17 protein-coding genes and 1 tRNA gene are annotated in these 17,054 nt (G+C 38.3%); 7 read left to right on the plus strand and 11 right to left on the minus strand.

The annotated features are described in order from the left end of the window. Positions 1 to 6: 6 nt before the first annotated feature. Together AC3RVF_RS12040 and AC3RVF_RS12045 are read left to right on the plus strand one after the other, a co-directional pair. Complete coding sequence (locus AC3RVF_RS12040) at positions 7 to 741, plus strand: sensor histidine kinase (RefSeq protein WP_489693461.1); 735 nt, start codon at positions 7 to 9, stop codon at positions 739 to 741. 6 nt (positions 742 to 747) lie between these two features. Further along, positions 748 to 1,383: a response regulator transcription factor gene (locus AC3RVF_RS12045; RefSeq protein WP_489692256.1), complete on the plus strand. Its 636-nt coding sequence runs from the start codon at positions 748 to 750 to the stop codon at positions 1,381 to 1,383. Positions 1,384 to 1,695: 312 nt separating this feature from the next. On the opposite strand, the gene AC3RVF_RS12050 is transcribed toward AC3RVF_RS12045, so the two are convergent. The 7 genes from AC3RVF_RS12050 to AC3RVF_RS12080 form a co-directional block, all read right to left on the minus strand. After that, positions 1,696 to 1,769: transfer RNA gene (locus tag AC3RVF_RS12050), tRNA-Asp, on the minus strand. 161 nt (positions 1,770 to 1,930) lie between these two features. Continuing rightward, on the minus strand, positions 1,931 to 2,860 hold the full coding sequence (locus AC3RVF_RS12055; protein ID WP_489693462.1) for a DUF58 domain-containing protein: 930 nt from the start codon (positions 2,858 to 2,860) through the stop codon (positions 1,931 to 1,933). Positions 2,861 to 2,872: 12 nt separating this feature from the next. After that, positions 2,873 to 3,331 carry a copper resistance protein NlpE gene (locus AC3RVF_RS12060; RefSeq protein WP_489692258.1) on the minus strand — a complete coding sequence of 153 codons (459 nt, stop codon included), beginning with the start codon at positions 3,329 to 3,331 and terminating at the stop codon, positions 2,873 to 2,875. A 5-nt stretch (positions 3,332 to 3,336) separates the two neighbouring features. Beyond that, the gene (locus AC3RVF_RS12065; protein ID WP_489692259.1) at positions 3,337 to 3,882 is read right to left on the minus strand and encodes a ClpP family protease; all 546 of its coding nucleotides are present in this window, start codon (positions 3,880 to 3,882) and stop codon (positions 3,337 to 3,339) included. Positions 3,883 to 4,067: 185 nt separating this feature from the next. Continuing rightward, on the minus strand, positions 4,068 to 4,385 hold the full coding sequence (gene trxA, locus AC3RVF_RS12070; RefSeq protein ID WP_111879009.1) for a thioredoxin: 318 nt from the start codon (positions 4,383 to 4,385) through the stop codon (positions 4,068 to 4,070). Between the two features lie 152 nt (positions 4,386 to 4,537). Beyond that, positions 4,538 to 8,968, minus strand: coding sequence for a DNA polymerase III subunit alpha (gene dnaE, locus AC3RVF_RS12075; protein WP_489693463.1), 4,431 nt, complete (start codon positions 8,966 to 8,968; stop codon positions 4,538 to 4,540). Between the two features lie 214 nt (positions 8,969 to 9,182). Next, a complete protein-coding gene (locus AC3RVF_RS12080) occupies positions 9,183 to 9,977 on the minus strand; it encodes a DUF6252 domain-containing protein (RefSeq protein ID WP_489693464.1) in 795 nt (264 codons plus the stop codon). Positions 9,978 to 10,113: 136 nt separating this feature from the next. On the opposite strand from AC3RVF_RS12080, the gene AC3RVF_RS12085 reads away from it, so the two are divergent. From AC3RVF_RS12085 to AC3RVF_RS12105, 5 genes are all read left to right on the plus strand, one after another. Then, positions 10,114 to 10,701, plus strand: coding sequence for a 30S ribosomal protein S16 (locus AC3RVF_RS12085; RefSeq protein WP_489692262.1), 588 nt, complete (start codon positions 10,114 to 10,116; stop codon positions 10,699 to 10,701). A gap of 11 nt (positions 10,702 to 10,712) precedes the next feature. Beyond that, entirely contained in the window at positions 10,713 to 11,237 is a 525-nt protein-coding gene (gene rimM / locus AC3RVF_RS12090) for a ribosome maturation factor RimM (RefSeq protein ID WP_489692263.1), read from the plus strand. Positions 11,238 to 11,333: 96 nt separating this feature from the next. Next, positions 11,334 to 12,044 carry a tRNA1(Val) (adenine(37)-N6)-methyltransferase gene (locus AC3RVF_RS12095; RefSeq protein WP_489692264.1) on the plus strand — a complete coding sequence of 237 codons (711 nt, stop codon included), beginning with the start codon at positions 11,334 to 11,336 and terminating at the stop codon, positions 12,042 to 12,044. 50 nt (positions 12,045 to 12,094) lie between these two features. Further along, a complete protein-coding gene (locus tag AC3RVF_RS12100; RefSeq protein ID WP_489692265.1) occupies positions 12,095 to 13,273 on the plus strand; it encodes an acyl-CoA dehydrogenase family protein in 1,179 nt (392 codons plus the stop codon). A 175-nt stretch (positions 13,274 to 13,448) separates the two neighbouring features. Further along, positions 13,449 to 14,141, plus strand: a complete 693-nt coding sequence (locus tag AC3RVF_RS12105) for an SGNH/GDSL hydrolase family protein (RefSeq protein ID WP_489692266.1) — start codon at positions 13,449 to 13,451, stop codon at positions 14,139 to 14,141. On the opposite strand, the gene AC3RVF_RS12110 is transcribed toward AC3RVF_RS12105, so the two are convergent. The 4 genes from AC3RVF_RS12110 to AC3RVF_RS12125 all read right to left on the minus strand — a co-directional run bounded on the left by AC3RVF_RS12110 (position 14,138) and on the right by AC3RVF_RS12125 (position 16,972). Beyond that, positions 14,138 to 14,467 (minus strand): 2Fe-2S iron-sulfur cluster-binding family protein, encoded by a 330-nt coding sequence (locus AC3RVF_RS12110; protein WP_489692267.1) that lies wholly within the window; start codon positions 14,465 to 14,467, stop codon positions 14,138 to 14,140. The genes AC3RVF_RS12105 and AC3RVF_RS12110 overlap by 4 nt on opposite strands. Before the next feature lies 1 nt (position 14,468). After that, positions 14,469 to 15,521, minus strand: a complete 1,053-nt coding sequence (locus AC3RVF_RS12115) for an NAD(P)/FAD-dependent oxidoreductase (protein ID WP_489693465.1) — start codon at positions 15,519 to 15,521, stop codon at positions 14,469 to 14,471. Between the two features lie 64 nt (positions 15,522 to 15,585). Continuing rightward, positions 15,586 to 15,831, minus strand: coding sequence for a NifU family protein (locus tag AC3RVF_RS12120; RefSeq protein WP_489692269.1), 246 nt, complete (start codon positions 15,829 to 15,831; stop codon positions 15,586 to 15,588). A 1-nt stretch (position 15,832) separates the two neighbouring features. Then, on the minus strand, positions 15,833 to 16,972 hold the full coding sequence (locus tag AC3RVF_RS12125; RefSeq protein ID WP_489693466.1) for an Mrp/NBP35 family ATP-binding protein: 1,140 nt from the start codon (positions 16,970 to 16,972) through the stop codon (positions 15,833 to 15,835). Between the last annotated feature and the right edge of the window lie 82 nt (positions 16,973 to 17,054).

The following is a 17,054-nucleotide window of genomic DNA, read 5'->3' on the forward strand; positions in this document are numbered from 1 at the left end:
AATTAAATGAAGACGGAAAATAAAAAACTCACTGCGGAAATCGGAAGATTACAAGAACAGGATGAATTAAAAACGGGGTGGATTTCATTGATTACTCACGATTTTAAAGAGTTTTTTGGCAGTTTGTTATGGTTAATTGAAGCAGTGGAAAATGAAACGATAAGCAAAGACGACTTTTTTAAGCTATTAGCCCGATCAAAGCAAGATGCTAAAAAAAATCTTCAAACCGTAACTGATACAAATGAATGGGTTAAAACTCAATTAAATGATTTTGAACTTAAGAAATCACAAATATTTGTGCTGGATTTGTTTATCCAGCTTCGTAATGAATTTGAAGTAAAACTGAGCAATAAGAAAATCGATTTTCAATTTAAAGGAAATGAAAGCTTGGCTTTTGAAAATGATAACTTCCTGATTTTCTTTGTGTTAAAGAAATTTTTAAACAATGCCATTAAGTATTCACATTCACAAAGCGATATTTATTTTGAAGCTATCGAAGTGAATAATACTGTTATTTTATCTATAATCGATCAAGGCTTGGGAATGACCCAATCCACTCAAGAATTGCTATTCACTTTCCAAAGTCCAGTCTTTCAAGGTACTGAAAAAGAAATAGGTGCAGGATTAAGTTTGAAGATTGCAAAAAATTTCGTATACTTGATGCATGGAAAAGTAGAAATTGATTCCACTGAAAATGTGGGTACCAAAATTTCTATGATCCTGCCCCTAATCGAAAAATAAAATATTATGCACACGAACACTCGCATCTTAGTTGCGGATGATCATGGTATAGTGCGAATGGGGCTGGTGCAAATTATAAAGCAGCTCCGGCCACACGCTCACTTATCAGAGGTAGACGACTACAAATCGCTCTCATCTCTCATCTCTCGCGAAAATTTTGACCTTGCAATTTTAGACGTTAACATGCCCAATGGTACCTTACAGCAGGCAATTGACTTTATTAAACTCAAGCAACCGGAATTAAAAATTCTTATTTTTTCCTCTCAAGATGAAAATCTTTACGCCCTACGTTACCTAAAAATGGGTGCTGATGGATTCTTGAATAAACTTTCATCTAAAGAGAAAATAGATGACGCTCTTACTGCAATGCTTCAGAAAGGACGATTTATGAGTGAAGAAGTAAAGGATTCTATTCTATCAAGCTCATTAAACAAACAGCCGACTTCTTCGCCTCTAGAGACCTTGTCTAATAGAGAACTTGAAATTGCTAACAAATTAGTGGAAGGCCTACCTTTAAAGGAGCTTTCTAACCGATTAAATCTCCACTCCTCAACTATAAGCACGTATAAAAATCGTGTGTTTGAAAAGCTGAAAATTCAGTCTATTCCGGATCTAGTGGAAGTTTTGAGGATGTATGCCTGAGAAATTTAGTTAGTATTTCACTTCTGTAACTTAGCCTTATCTTTCAAATATGATGAAAGTAGGGCTTATTCCTATGTGGTATTGGCAAATAGCTGGGCAACTTCTGGCCTAGCTTACTCCGCTTTTTGAATTAGGAATAAAAGTAGATATTTCCAAAAACAAAAAAAGCCCATCCTTTAGGATAAGCTTCTCATCGGTCTATTTCTAAACCACAAGCCACCTTTAAGTGACTCAACACAACATCTTCATTCCTGCGGAGGCAGGAATCTCATCTCTGTTTGGATGAGACACCCGACTTCTCGGGTGTTTAAGCGGTCTGGACGAGACTCGAACTCGCGACCCCCTGCGTGACAGGCAGGTATTCTAACCAACTGAACTACCAGACCAAGTTTTTCAATCTACCTTTCGGCAAACCCCAACAACAGTTGGGCAAAGTGAAAAATTGTTACCAATACATTTTAGAACAAGTTCCTTGCTGTATTAAGCGGTGGCAAATATACCACTCCATTTCATTTTCACAAACTATTTTTTTAAAAAATATAAAAAATTATCCAAACTTCTGACGCTCCACTAGATACGTAGTCAAAATCTTATTGAAACTCTCATTAATATCGGTCAGAACGTACTTAATTCGGTATTGGGCACATCGCAATTGCAATTCTGTGAAGTAATTTTGCACTGCTTCGGCATATTGCTCCTTAATATTGTCTGCATAAAGATTAACATGTTCGCCTGTTTCAACATCTACAAATCGTTTTGGACGATTGCTAAAATCGAAAGATACTTCCCTTTTTTTATCAAATGTGTGGAAAAGTATTACTTCGTGTTTGTTGTAATTTAAATGTTGAAGCGCTTCAAAAAGCTTTTCCGCCTCTGCATCACTTTGAAGCATATCCGTAAAAAGGAAAACCAACGAACGCCGTTTCAACTTTTCAGCAATTAAATGAAGATGCTCGTAGGTTTTAGTTTCTGTTTTCTCTTTTGAAGAAAGCAAAGCTTCGTTCAACTTTTGAAGTAACATCTGGTGATGACGCTCACTGCCCTTTTCTGAAGCATAAAATTCATATTCGTCACTGTAAATACTCATTCCTACCGCATCGCGCTGGCGTTTCATTAAATTCATAATGGCTGCGGACGCCAATACAGAAAAACCTATTTTGTTTAAGGAATTTATATTGAATTGCTTCAACTTTGGGTAATGCATCGAACTGCTGTTATCTATAATTATATGGCAGCGTAAATTTGTTTCCTCTTCGTAGCGTTTGGTATATAGTTTATCGGTTTTTGCGAAAAGCTTCCAATCTATATGCTTTGTACTTTCACCACTATTGTAGATTTTATGCTCGGCAAATTCAGCCGAAAAACCATGAAACGGACTTTTATGAAGCCCAGAAATAAAGCCTTCCACCACTTGTTTTGCAAGTAGCTCGAGGTTTTTGAAACCTGTAATTTCATTTATTTCATTTTCTATGTTCAAAAGCTGAAATTATTATAGTGTCTTTTTAAGAATATACAAATCTGCCATATCACCAGAAATTACATTTCCAGATTTATCCAGCATCCACAATTGGTTTTCACCAACCTTGTATTGAAAAGTATCGTTTTCAGACTGCAATAGCACTTTAGAGCCTGTTTCATCCCATGAAAAATTTCCGGACAGCTGGAACATATTTTGCCCCTCAACCTTGCTTAAATAGGCTTGTGATAACGTATAAGTGTTGTCAGCTTTAAGTTCCAAAACTATTTTAATGCCTTCGCAGTCTGCACAGGGCGTAGTGCCTTCATAAACACCAGCCCAATCCAATGAATTTTCTGAATTATGCGCATCTACAACAGTTGAATCAACATTTTCTATAGTTTCCTCTAAAGTTGTTTCGTTCTTTTCGCCGTTTTTGCATCCTACTAAGAGGCTAGCTGCAATTACAAAAGCAAGTGAAACGCTTTTCATAACTTCTATTTTGAAATCTTATCTACGATGCCGTATGCTACAGATTCTTCAGCGCCCATCCAATGGTCACGGTTAAAATCTTTCATTATTTTTTCGAAAGATTGTCCCGTATTTTCCGCTAAGATTCGAGCACTAATTTCTTTTGTTTTCAAAATTTCTTGAGCAGTTATTTCAATATCGCTTGCAACGCCTCTTGCACCTCCACTTGGTTGGTGAATCATCACTCGAGCGTGCGGCTGAATAAAGCGTTTACCCTTCTCACCAGCAGAAAGCAAAATACTTCCCATAGAGGCTGCTAAGCCAGTACAGATTGTAGAAACAGGACTCTTTATTTCTTTAATCGTATCGTAAATTGAAAACCCTGAAGTAACGTAGCCTCCTGGACTATTAATATAAAATTTAATTTCGTCGTGGCTAATTGCGTCTAAATACATCAATCTGTCTACCACGTGGCGCGCGCTTTTGTCGTCTACCATTCCCCAAAGGAAAACTTTGCGTTCCTCTAGTAATTTATCGTCAATTTTATCCTGTACTTTATTTGTTTTTATCATAATCTTGGTCTGTTCCCGCGTGCACAGTCGCGTGGGTTTTAAGCAATTATTTTAAAGCAAAAGGTCTCGACTGTGCTTCGACTGCGCTCAGCATAACACGTCTGACCAGACATTTTACTAATATAGAAAAAGGCCTAGCAATACGCCAAGCCTTTTTGTTTTTAATTTTTCTTTTTCAAATATTTTTACAAAAGCGAATCAATTGCTTCAGCGTAAACATTTTTAGGAGCAACACCTACTTGGCGGCCCACTACTTCGCCATTTTGGAAAACCAAAACGGTTGGAATGTTACGTACACCATATTTTGCGGCAAACTCTTGATTTGCATCTACGTCTACTTTACCTACCACGGCTCTGCCGTCGTATTCTTTTCCTATTTCTTCAATAATCGGTCCTACCATTCGGCAAGGTCCGCACCAGGCTGCCCAAAAGTCAACCAATACCGGCTTGTCACTTTTTAAAACCGTTTCTTCAAATGTTGCGTCTGTTATTTCTAATGCCATAATCTATGTTTTTTTAATGATTTCACAAAAGTAGTCATATTTTTTACTAAAACTTACGGGGTTAATATATGTTTAGGAAATGTAGGTATTGTTTATTTCTATCAATACTTTTTATTCACATTTATTGCACCTTTAACATTATTAGCCACTCATTAATTCAACTTATAACTCAATTGTTCCCTGTCCAGCTCGTCTAGTAATTCCTTCGAAATATTTATTTTATGTTTTTTGCTGGGCATCGTAAGATGAATTTTTTCCTCGTTTTCATATACCACAAAAAACAATTGCTTTTCACCTTTATGCGTTTTTACGAGATCTTTCAGCGCATTTATTTTACCATCTTCTAAAGAATTTAAAGGAAATGTAAGCGTCAATTTTTTTCCGTGAATTTCCATCACATCGTGCAATAATAAGAAGCTATTATACTGAAGTCGCGGTTCACCTTTTTTACCGGTATCGCGATTTGTCCAACCTTCTTTCACAAAAACACGGCCGTATATAAAACTGTTTGGAACTAAGAAATGGCGCCACTTTAGATATTCTTCCCCGAAAATTTTGAAGTCGTAACTGTCTTCATAATCTTCAACGGTAAAAATAGCCCAACCTTTTCCAGCTTTTGATTCTCGGTGCTGTACATCGCTCACAACACCACCAAAACACATTTCTTTATTGAGAAATTTTTCAAGATTGTTGAAATCTGAAACTTTGCAATTGGTGAAACTGTCCATCTCTATTCTGAAATCGTCCAGCGGATGTCCCGAAATATATACACCAACTACTTCTCGTTCCTGTTTCAGCTTCTTCATCGTGCCCCATTCTTCACAAGGTGGAACTTCTGGCTCGGGAATCTGCACGTCACTAGCGTCTCCAAAAAGACTTACTTGCGAAGAGTTCTGCGTTTCTTGATATTTTGCGGCATAACGAAGTACTTTTTCAATAAACATTATTCCATCGCCATCGTCGTGCAAATATTGCGCGCGATGCGTATCGAAGCTGTCGAAACCACCAGCCAAAGCTAAGTTTTCAAAAGCCTTTTTATTTGCAGATCGCAGATCGATTCGCTTAGACAAGTCAAAAACCGATTTGTATTTACCGTCTTTTCTATGTTCCACTATTGTTGCCACCGCACTACTACCAACCCCTTTTACAGCGCCCATCCCAAAACGTATAGCACCTTGATCGTTTACCGTAAATTTGTGAAAAGATTCGTTCACGTCTGGACCCAAAACCGTAAGTCCCATTCGCTTACATTCGTCCATAAAAAAGGTAACTTGTTTTATGTCGCTCATATTATTGCTCAGTACCGCAGCCATATATTCTGCTGGATAATGCGCTTTTAAATAAGCTGTTTGGTATGCAATCCAAGCGTAGCAAGTAGAGTGCGATTTATTAAAGGCATAACTCGCAAATGCTTCCCAGTCTTTCCAAATTTTTTCGAGCTTTCCTGCGTCGTGGCCTTTTTCTGCAGCTTGAGCAACAAATTGCGGCTTCATTTTATCGAGCACCGATTTTTGTTTTTTACCCATCGCTTTTCGCAAAACATCGGCTTCACCTTTTGTAAAGCCAGCAAGTTTTTGCGACAGAAGCATCACTTGCTCTTGATAGACTGTAATTCCGTAGGTTTCATCTAAATATTCTTCCATCGCCGGAAGGTCATATTCAATCTCTTCTTCGCCGTGTTTTCTACGCACGAAACTTGGAATATATTCCATCGGACCCGGACGGTACAGCGCGTTCATTGCAATTAAATCTGCAAAAACCGTGGGCTTTAATTCCTTCATATATTTCTGCATTCCTGCAGATTCATACTGAAAAATCCCTACTGTATCTCCTCTTTGGAAAAGCTCGTAGGTTAGTTCATCATCCAGCGGAAAAGCATCCGGATCTAGATCAATATCGTGTTTGTGCTTTACAAGTTTTACCGTGTCTTTTATAAGGGTTAATGTTTTCAACCCCAAAAAGTCCATTTTTAAAAGACCCGCACTTTCCACTACCGAGTTATCGAATTGTGTAACGTATAAATCGGAGTCCTTTGCCGTAGCAACAGGCACGAAATCTGTAATATCGCTGGGGGTAATAATTACACCACAGGCGTGAATTCCGGTATTCCGAACGGAACCTTCCAGAATTTTTGCTTGGTTTATAGTTTGCGCTTCAAGATCATCTCCTTCCGAAAGATTTAAAAGTTCATTCACTTTCGGCAGCTCATCACTTCGGAAACGGCTTCGCAATTCCGCAGGAGTCAAACCGAAAATTTTGTTCAGTTTGGTCATATTCGGAATAAGCTTCGAAATTCTATCGGCTTCATTCAAAGGCAAATCCAAAACTCTTGCCGTATCGCGAATAGACGATTTTGCCGCCATTGTTCCGTAGGTAATAATCTGCGCTACTTGGTTGCTTCCGTATTTATTAATTACGTAATCCATTACCCTGCTTCGCCCTTCGTCATCAAAATCAATATCGATATCGGGCATACTCACACGATCCGGATTTAGGAAACGCTCAAAAAGCAGATCGTACTTTATGGGGCAAATATTCGTGATTCCTAAGCAATAGGCCACCGCACTACCAGCCGCCGAACCACGGCCCGGACCAACGGAAACGTCCATTTTTCGAGCTTCGGCAATAAAATCCTGTACAATCAAAAAGTAGCCAGGATAGCCTGTTTTTGCAATTACACTCAACTCAAAGTCTAATCGTTGTTTTATTTCCTTTACGCGCTGAGATGCACCTTCGGGAATTTCGGCATCAGTGAGCGCTTCATAGGAAACTTCAATTAATTCTGGGTAGCGTCTTTTTGCGCCTTCATAAGTTAAATAGCGCAAAAATGCATTCTCCCCGCGTTTGCCACCATCAATATCTTCAGGATCTAAAAATTCTTCTGGAATTCCGAAATTAGGAAGCAAAACATCGCGATGCAAACTGTAGGGCACTACTTTGGCAACCACTTCCTCAATGTTCAAAATCGCTTCAGGAAGATCTTTAAACAGCAACTTCATTTCGTCCTGTCCCTTGAAATAATATTCTTGATTCGGCAAACCGTATCTGTAACCTCGGCCGCGACCTATTGGCGTAGCTTGTTTTTCTCCATCCTTAACACAAAGTAAAATATCGTGGGCGTTGGCGTCTTCTTTCTTTATATAATAGGTATTGTTACAGGCAACCAGTTTTACGTTGTTGCGCTTCGCCATATCAATCAACACGCTGTTTACGCGCTTTTCATCTTCTTGATCGTGGCGCATAATTTCCACATAAAGGTCATCTCCAAACTGGTCTTTCCACCAAAGTAGCGCTTCCTCTGCTTGGTTTTCGCCAAGATTTAAAATTTTCCCGGGTACTTCACCGTAAAGACTTCCAGTTAAAACAATGATATCTTCTTTGTACTTTTCGACTATATTTTTATCAATTCGCGGTACGTAATAAAACCCTTCTGTGTAGGCAATAGATGCCATTTTCGCCAAATTATGATAGCCATTTTTGTTTTTGGCAAGCAATACAATTTGGTAACCATTGTCTTTATGTGATTTATTGAGATGGTCTTCGCAAACAAAAAATTCGCAACCAACAATTGCTTTTAGTGGTTTTGGAGGCTGTTCATCTTCATCATTTTTAGGTAAATCTGCGAGCGTTTTATTGTAATTACTAACGGCCTGGACAAAATGAAATGCACCCATCATATTTCCCGTATCAGTCAATGATATCGCAGACATATTATTTTCGACAGCGGCATTCACTAAATCTAAAGTGCTGGAAGTAGATTGCAAAATAGAAAATTGCGAATGGTTGTGAAGATGCACAAATTTTGCTTCTTCAAGAGTTGCAATATTTTCTTTTATTTCTTCTGAAGAAATCTGTTCCGTTTCCGAAGCGGCCAAGATTTGCTTTCTGATATTTTCAGAAGCTTTTTTCAGATTTATATGCTCTATCCCAATTAACTCAATAGTTTTGGGGTTTTCTTCAGAAAAATTTTCGAAATAGTCTGGCTGTACGTCTAACTCCTCTTTTGTGAAAATTTGACGACGAACTAATTCGAAAAAACAACGCGTAGTTGCCTCAACATCTGCAGTTGCGTTGTGCGCTTCGGCGAATGGTTCGCTAAAAAGATACTCGTGCAGCTCTGTTAATGTTGGCAATTTAAACTTACCGCCACGACCACCAGGAATTTGACAAATTTGAGCCGTAGTTTCGGTACAGGTATCCAAAACTTGAAGATTGGGCAGCGGATTTTCAATTCCCAGTCGAAAAAATTCTGCACCCATTATATTTAAATCGAAACCTACATTTTGACCAACAACGAATTTCGTTTTTGAAAGTGCAGTTTGAAATTTTTCAGCAGCTTCTTCTAAGGAAATTCCTTCGGCCATTGCCAAATCTGTTGAAATTCCGTGAATTTTTTCGGCATCAAAGGGTATATTGAAACCTTCGGGTTTAATTAAATAATCTTGATGCTCTAAAAGTTTTCCATTAGCATCGTGCAATTGCCAAGCAATCTGGATACAGCGCGGCCAGTTATCGCTATCGCTAACGGGGGCGTTAAAGCGTTTGGGAAGACCTGTTGTTTCTGTATCGAAGATTAAATACATTGGGATTTCTTATTGATTGTTATTATTTACAGCGGATTTCGGCTCCGCGTAGGAATCATTTTTGGAAAGGTAAAAATAGAAAAATCAACCCCTTTTGGGTAGTTAAATTATTAGTAGTTGTTCACAATAAAAAACCGCCTTTGGAGAATTCCAAAGACGGTTTCACAAATTAATAAGATTTAACTTTAAGGCTATTTATTGAGCGAATAACAAATTAATATCCCACATCAAACTGACCTTCAGTAATTACAGACAAATCTGTCACGAAAGAAAAGGTAGCTTTGAGAGTCGTTGCAGGAATATTGTGTTCAAGAATTTTTACTAATCCTTCAACTGTTGTTTCTAGCCCATCGACACCTTGGTATCTTGCTGTAAAACCTGCTCTTGGCAAAGTATATTCTCCCGGTTCCACATTAATTGGTACCGAAATCATAAGCGTGGCATTGTCTGAGCTTGCAGAAGTAATTATTGCATTAGTTGTGCTACGTGATGATACAGTAAGTGGCATAAATGTATTGCCATTAACTTTAGCACTAAATGAACCAGCATTGTTGGGATCGTCTATATTTACACCAGAATAAGGAACATCATAAAGCACACCTTTAGATACATATACCGTATCTATCCCCGCAAGGAAAGCGTTAAATTTAAAAGTACCGGTAAGTGTTTTATTAGTTTCGTTAACTTCGGAAATAGTAATTATACCTGTTCCATTTGGATCTGTAGTATAAAGGTTCCCGCCCATATCTGCATAGATTGCATAATTTCTGGCACCTTCTTCAATTGTATAATTCCCCTCTCCCAAACGCGAAATATGTAGCGTAATAGATTCATCTTGATCAAAACCCTGAATAGTAACCGTACCATTTGGGTTTACCGCGGCACGAGCGTCTGTAGAAATGTATAAATTATTGTCTACTTTTGCTTGCAATGCAACTATATTGGTTTGTGTATCATCGCAAGAAACCAGCGACATTATGGCTACGAGTACAAAAAGAAAGTTTTTCATCAGCAAAAGTTGGTATAAGTGATTTCTTACAAATGTAAAGAAAAACTTTAATTGATTGAATTTCAAAACGAAAATATACTATCTTTGCCGTCCTTAATTATAACCGGAGTCGAGAACTCCAAAAATTAATTTAAACATGCCTGTAAAAATCAGACTACAAAGACGCGGAAAAAAAGGGAAACCTTATTTCTGGATTATCGCTGCCGATGGCCGTAGCAAAAGAGATGGTAAATACCTTGAAAAAATAGGCTTTTACAATCCAACAACAAACCCTGCACAGATTGATCTTGACGTAGACAGCGCTGTAAAATGGCTTCAAAATGGAGCACAACCTACAGATACTGCACGTGCGATTCTTTCTTATAAAGGAGCTTTAATGAAAAATCACCTTGCTGGTGGTGTTCGTAAAGGTGCTTTAACAGAAGAACAAGCTGAAGCAAAATTCAATGAATGGATGGAATCTAAAACAGGTTCAATCGATCACAAAAAAGCAACACTTTCTGAAGTAAAAGAAAAGGCGAAAGCTGAAGCTCTTGCTGCTGAAAAAGTTGTAAACGAAAAGCGCGCTGCTGAAGCTGCTGCCGCTGCTGCTCCTGTAGTAGAGGAAACAACTGAAGAAGTAGTTGAAGCAACTGCTGAAACTGAAACTGAAGAAGCTCCAGCTGCTAAATCTGCAATTGAAGAAGCTGCAGACGAAGCAAAAGAAAACAAAAAAGAAGCTTAAATCTAAAGACGATGCAAAAGGAGAATTGCTTCTACTTGGGCAAAATCGTTAGAAAATATAGCTTTAAGGGGGAACTGCTTATTAAGTTAGATACAGACGAACCTGAACTTTTTACTGAAATGGAATCGGTTTTTGTGCAACAGCGCAAAAACTTGATTCCATTTTTTATTGAAGAAAGTTCGCTACATAAAAGCGAACTACTTAGAGTACGCTTTGAAAATGTAAATAACGAAGATGAAGCAAACGCACTTATTGGCGCACATCTTTACTTACCTTTAGAATTTCTTCCAAAACTCACTGGCAACAAATTTTATTATCACGAAATTATCGGGTTTTCTGCTGAAGATGAATCTTTCGGGAAAATTGGCGAAATCACCGGCGTTAACGACACTACTTCGCAAGCCTTATTCGAAATTGATCGGGACGGAAAACAGATTTTAATACCGATGATTGACCATTTCATTAAAAAAGTGGATCGGGAAAATAAAACCATACTTTTGGATGTGCCAGATGGACTGATTGAAATGTACCTTTAGAATTGAAATCCCAAATTTCAAGAACCAAATTCCAAATACATTTCAAAAAACAAATTCCAAAAATCAGCAATCAGCAATCGTAAATCTAAAATCCTTTTGAAACCTTTCAAATTCAAACAATTTACCGTTGAACAAGACCGCTGTGCGATGAAAATTGGCACGGACGGCGTACTTTTAGGAGCTTGGGTTTCTGTAAAAAACAAACCGTATTCCATTTTAGATATTGGTGCAGGCACCGGAATTATTGCACTTCAACTTGCACAACGATCGCACGCAGAAATGGTGGATGCTATCGAAATTGACGAAAACGCTTATGAGCAGTGTGTAGACAATTTTGAAAATTCGCCGTGGGGAGACCGACTTTTTTGCTATCACGCCTCTTTGGAAGAATTTGTTGAAGAAATTGACGACAAATACGATCTCATAATTTCCAATCCACCGTTCTACTCTGAAGATTTCAAAACAACCGACGAATCTCGCGATGTGGCACGTTTTAACGATGCACTTCCTTTTGATGAATTGATTGAAAGTGCTTCACTTTTACTTTCAGACGAAGGGGTTTTCGCAGTTATTATTCCACGTAAAGAAGAAGAAGGTTTTATAAAAATGGCTTCGGAAGTAAATTTGTTACCAAACAGAATTTGCAGAGTTCGCGGCAATAATACTTCCGAAGAAAAAAGAAGTATGCTCGAGTTTTCCTTTGAAAAAACTGCTGTAAAAAATGAAAATCTCACCATTGAAACTTCCCGTCATAATTACACCGAAGACTACAAAAAACTGGTACAGGAATTTTACCTTAAAATGTAGGTCTTTAAGCTTGTGATTTCTACATTTGTATTCCTTTAAATTACTTATAGATGAAACCAGATTTATTTGAAGCTCCAGATTATTACAATCTCGACGAATTACTTTCCGATGAACACAAATTGGTACGCCAAGCTGCCCGTGATTGGGTAAAGCGCGACGTATCACCGATTATAGAGGAATACGCTCAAAAGGCGGAATTTCCAGAACAAATTATCAGCGGTCTTGCTGAAATTGGCGCTTTTGGCCCATACATTCCCGAAGAATACGGTGGTGCTGGCCTTGACCAAATTTCGTACGGATTAATTATGCAGGAAATAGAACGTGGCGATAGTGGCGTTAGGAGTACCGCATCTGTGCAATCTTCATTGGTTATGTATCCAATTTATAAATACGGAAACGAAGAGCAACGCAAAAAATATTTACCAAAACTTGCTTCTGGCGAATGGATGGGCTGTTTCGGACTTACAGAACCCGACCACGGAAGTAACCCGAGTGGAATGACCACCAACTTTAAAGATAAAGGCGATCACTATCTTTTAAACGGTGCAAAAATGTGGATCAGCAATGCTCCGTTTGCACAAGTTGCCGTTGTTTGGGCTAAAAACGAAGAAGGTAGAATCCACGGTTTAATTGTAGAACGTGGCATGGAAGGCTTCTCTACTCCTGAAACACACAATAAATGGTCGCTTCGAGCTTCGGCAACGGGCGAACTTATTTTTGACAACGTAAAAGTTCCGAAGGAAAATTTACTACCAAACAAATCTGGTTTAGGCGCGCCACTTGGCTGCCTTGACTCTGCACGTTACGGAATTGCTTGGGGTGCTATTGGCGCCGCAATGGACTGTTACGATACGGCACTGCGTTATTCAAAAGAAAGAATGCAATTTGGAAAGCCAATTGGCCAATTCCAACTTCAGCAGAAAAAACTTGCCGAAATGATTACTGAAATCACAAAAGCACAATTACTTGCTTGGCGTGTAGGCGTAATGCGAAATGCAGGAACCGCAACAAGCGCACAGATTTCTATGGCAAAACGAAACAATGTAGATATGGCGATTACTATTGCTCGTGAAGCAAGACAAATGCTAGGCGGAATGGGTATCACTGGCGAATACAGCATTATGCGCCACTCCATGAACCTAGAAAGTGTGATTACCTATGAAGGCACACACGACATCCACTTGTTGATAACTGGTCTTGATATTACTGGGCTGAACGCTTTTCAATAAACCGACGGACATCCTTTAAAAAACCACGAATGCTCGAATTATAAAATATTCGTGAATTCGTGGTTTTAAATTTTCTCAATATTTTTCTTTGATAAACGTTTAACAGCCAATATTTCACTGGTTATAAAACTGAGTACACGCTTTTATCGTATTATTATAAACTGAAATTACGAAAATGATGACTTTCAAAAATTTTATAGTATTACTAGCGCTCCTACCAATTTCATGTGGGGTTTCAAAAGAGAAAGTTTCTTCGGAAGAAACAACTTACAAATACTTAGCCCTCGGCGATAGCTACACTATTGGCGAAAGTGTTTGTGGCGACTGCAACTATCCGAAGCAATTGACCGATAGTTTAAACAATACTTCAAAGAAAAAAACTTCCGTAAAAATAATTGCAAAAACGGGCTGGACTACAACAAATTTAGTGTCGGCAATCGCGGCAGAAAATCCTTCAAAAGAATATGATTTAGTTACTTTGCTAATTGGTGTAAACAACCAATACCAAGGTAAACCGTTTTTACTTTACGAAGAAGAATTCCCAAAACTGTTGGATATGGCAATAGCTTTTGCAAAAGGGAAGAACGAAAACGTGATTGTACTTTCTATTCCAGATTATGCTTATACGCCCTTTGGACAGAAATCAGGCAAAGCCGAAAAAATAACTTCAGAGTTAATTAAATACAATGCTTTCGCAGAAAAAGTAACTTCAGAAAGAGGCGTCAAATTTGTGAATATTACACCAATCACGCAAAAAGGCATAGATACCCCAGATTTAGTTGCAGCTGATGACTTACATCCTTCGGAAGTGGCTTATAAAAAGTTTGTTGAAATGCTATTTGAAAAAGTTTTGAAAATACTTCGCTAAATTTCGGGAGCTAATTCTATTTCTAAACCGTCGAGTTCTTCTTTAATAAAAATTTGACAACCCAAACGGCTATTTTCTTTCACATTATAAGCTTCAGAAAGCATTAAATCTTCGTCATAACTCATTTCGGGAAGTTCGTGTTCGCTCAAAACATAACATTGACAGGAAGCGCACATTGCCATCCCGCCACAGATACCTATTGTGCCTTCGGGAGCTAATTCATACGAACGAACTATTTCCATTAGATTCATATTCATATCTGTTGGAGCATCGACATCGTGCTTCACTCCTTCGCGATCAATAATCGTAATTTTTATATCAGTCATTTTAATTAATCGACTTAATTACTGCTTTAGGAGCTTCTTTTTTACTTCCATCAAAACCTTCAACACCTCCAACAGTGGTATATTTCATAACATAACGCTTGTTAGGGAAAATGCGTTGGTAAGCACTTTGGCACATTAAAGTTGCCTCGTGAAAACCGCAAAGAATTAGCTTCAGCTTTCCGGGGTAGGTGTTAACATCGCCAATGGCATAGATTCCGGGAATGTTAGTTTGGTAGTCTAAAGTGTTATCTACCTTAATTGCATTTTTCTCAATTTCAAGACCCCAATCGGCTATTGGACCGAGTTTTGGCGATAATCCGAAAAGTGGAATAAAATGATCGCATTCTCTATTAAAAACCTCAGCACCTTGTTTAATTACTACTTCTTCTAAACCATTATTTCCAACCAAACCAATTACTTCGGCGGGAGTTAGCAGTTCAATCTTTCCGAGGTTTTTTAATTCTTGAACTTTATCAACACTGTCCAACGCGCCACGGAATTCATTTCTGCGATGAACCAATGTTACACTTTTTGCCACATCTGTTAAGAAAATACTCCAATCCAATGCTGAATCACCACCACCAGAAATAACCACATCTTTATCGCGGTACAATTCTGGATCGCGGATAATGTACTCTACGCCTTTATCTTCGAAATTAGCGAGATTTGAAATAGGTGGTTTTCGTGGCTCAAAACTTCCCAATCCGCCTGCAATTGCAACTATTGGCGCGTGATGCTTTGTACCTTTATCTGTGGTAACTATGAAAGTACCATCCTCTAATTTTTCAATAGTATCTGCGCGTTCCCCTAAAGTGAAACCAGGCTGAAACGGTTCAATTTGTTTCATTAAATTACTAACCAAATCGCCCGCCAATACTTCTGGGAAACCTGGAATATCGTAAATAGGTTTTTTAGGATATATTTCTGTGCACTGTCCGCCAGCTTGTGGAAGTACGTCAATTAGATGACATTTCAACTTCAGTAATCCGGCCTCAAAAACAGCGAAAAGACCCGTAGGTCCCGCACCGATTATGAGAATATCTGTTTTTATCATGAAAGACTATTTCTTAATTAAGTTCAAAAATAATTTAGAAATTGGTTCAAAAAAATGACGGTTGTCATTGGTGGGAAATACTCACAACTTTTTCAATTTGTGGAGCATACTTTTTAATGGTCATTTCAACCCCACTTTTCAAGGTCATTTGATTTACCGAACAACCCACGCATGCGCCTTCCAACTGTACATTTACTACTTTTCCGTCTTCAATAGAAACGAGCGAAATATCTCCGCCATCACTTTGTAAAAACGGTCTAATTTCGTCGAGCGCCTCTTCTATTTTTGTTGTAAGTTCTTGGGTTGTCATATTATTGTTTTACGGCGCTGCAACCTGCCATTGTTGTAATTTGTATTGCTTCTGTTGGAGGAAGGTTTTCGTTTCTTCGAACGGTTTCTTCAACAACGTTTCTAGTAATTGCTTCAAAGGCTTCCTCGGTTGGTGTTGTAGTTTGCAATGCTGCTGGTCTGCCCACATCACCCGATTCACGAATACTTTGTACCAAAGGAATTTCGCCTAAAAATGGTACATCCAAATCTTCAGCTAAATGTTTTGCGCCTTCTTTTCCAAAGATATAATATTTATTCTCAGGGAGTTCCGCTGGAGTAAAATAGGCCATATTCTCGATAATTCCCAAAACAGGAACGTCAATATTTTCTTGGCGGAACATTGCCACTCCTTTTCTAGCATCAGCCAAAGCCACATTTTGAGGTGTGCTAACTACAACCGCTCCAGTTATTGGCAACGATTGCATAATACTTAAATGTATATCGCCCGTTCCAGGAGGAAGGTCAATTAGCATAAAGTCTAAATCTCCCCAAGCAGCATCAAAAATAAGTTGGTTTAAGGCTTTTGAAGCCATTGGCCCACGCCAGATTACGGCTTGGTCGGGTTGTGTGAAAAAGCCAATAGACAGTATTTTCACCCCATAATTTTCAACTGGCTTCATTTTACTTTTTCCGCCGACGTTTATAGAAAGTGGTTTTTCATTTGCCACATCAAACATAATTGGAATGGATGGTCCGTAAATATCAGCATCTAAAATACCGACTTTAAAGCCCATTTTTGAAAGTGTAACTGCTAAATTTGCCGTTACAGTAGATTTTCCAACACCACCTTTTCCAGAAGCTACGGCAACAATATTCTTAATGCCAGCAATTGGTTTTCCCTTTATTAAGTTTGGATTTTGTGGTTTTGCTGGTGCTTCAATTTTTATATTTACTTGCACTTTAGCATTTGCATCCACTTTATCGTGAATAGTTTTAATAACATCTGCTTCGGCGCGTTTTTTTATATGAAGTGCTGGTGTGGAAAGTTTCAGATCTACGATAACTTCATCTGCAAATGTTACCACATTCTGAACTGCACCGCTCTCTACCATATTTTTACCTTCACCTGAAACCGTAATAGATTCAAGGGCTTGAAGGATATCTTGTTTTGAAATGCTCATTTTTTACTTGTAATATTTAGATTCATTCTAAAGTGCAAATATAGTGGGAATACTTCGGAAAACGAAGCAGTAAGATTGAAAT

This window comes from Aequorivita sp. IT1183, assembly GCF_058068265.1.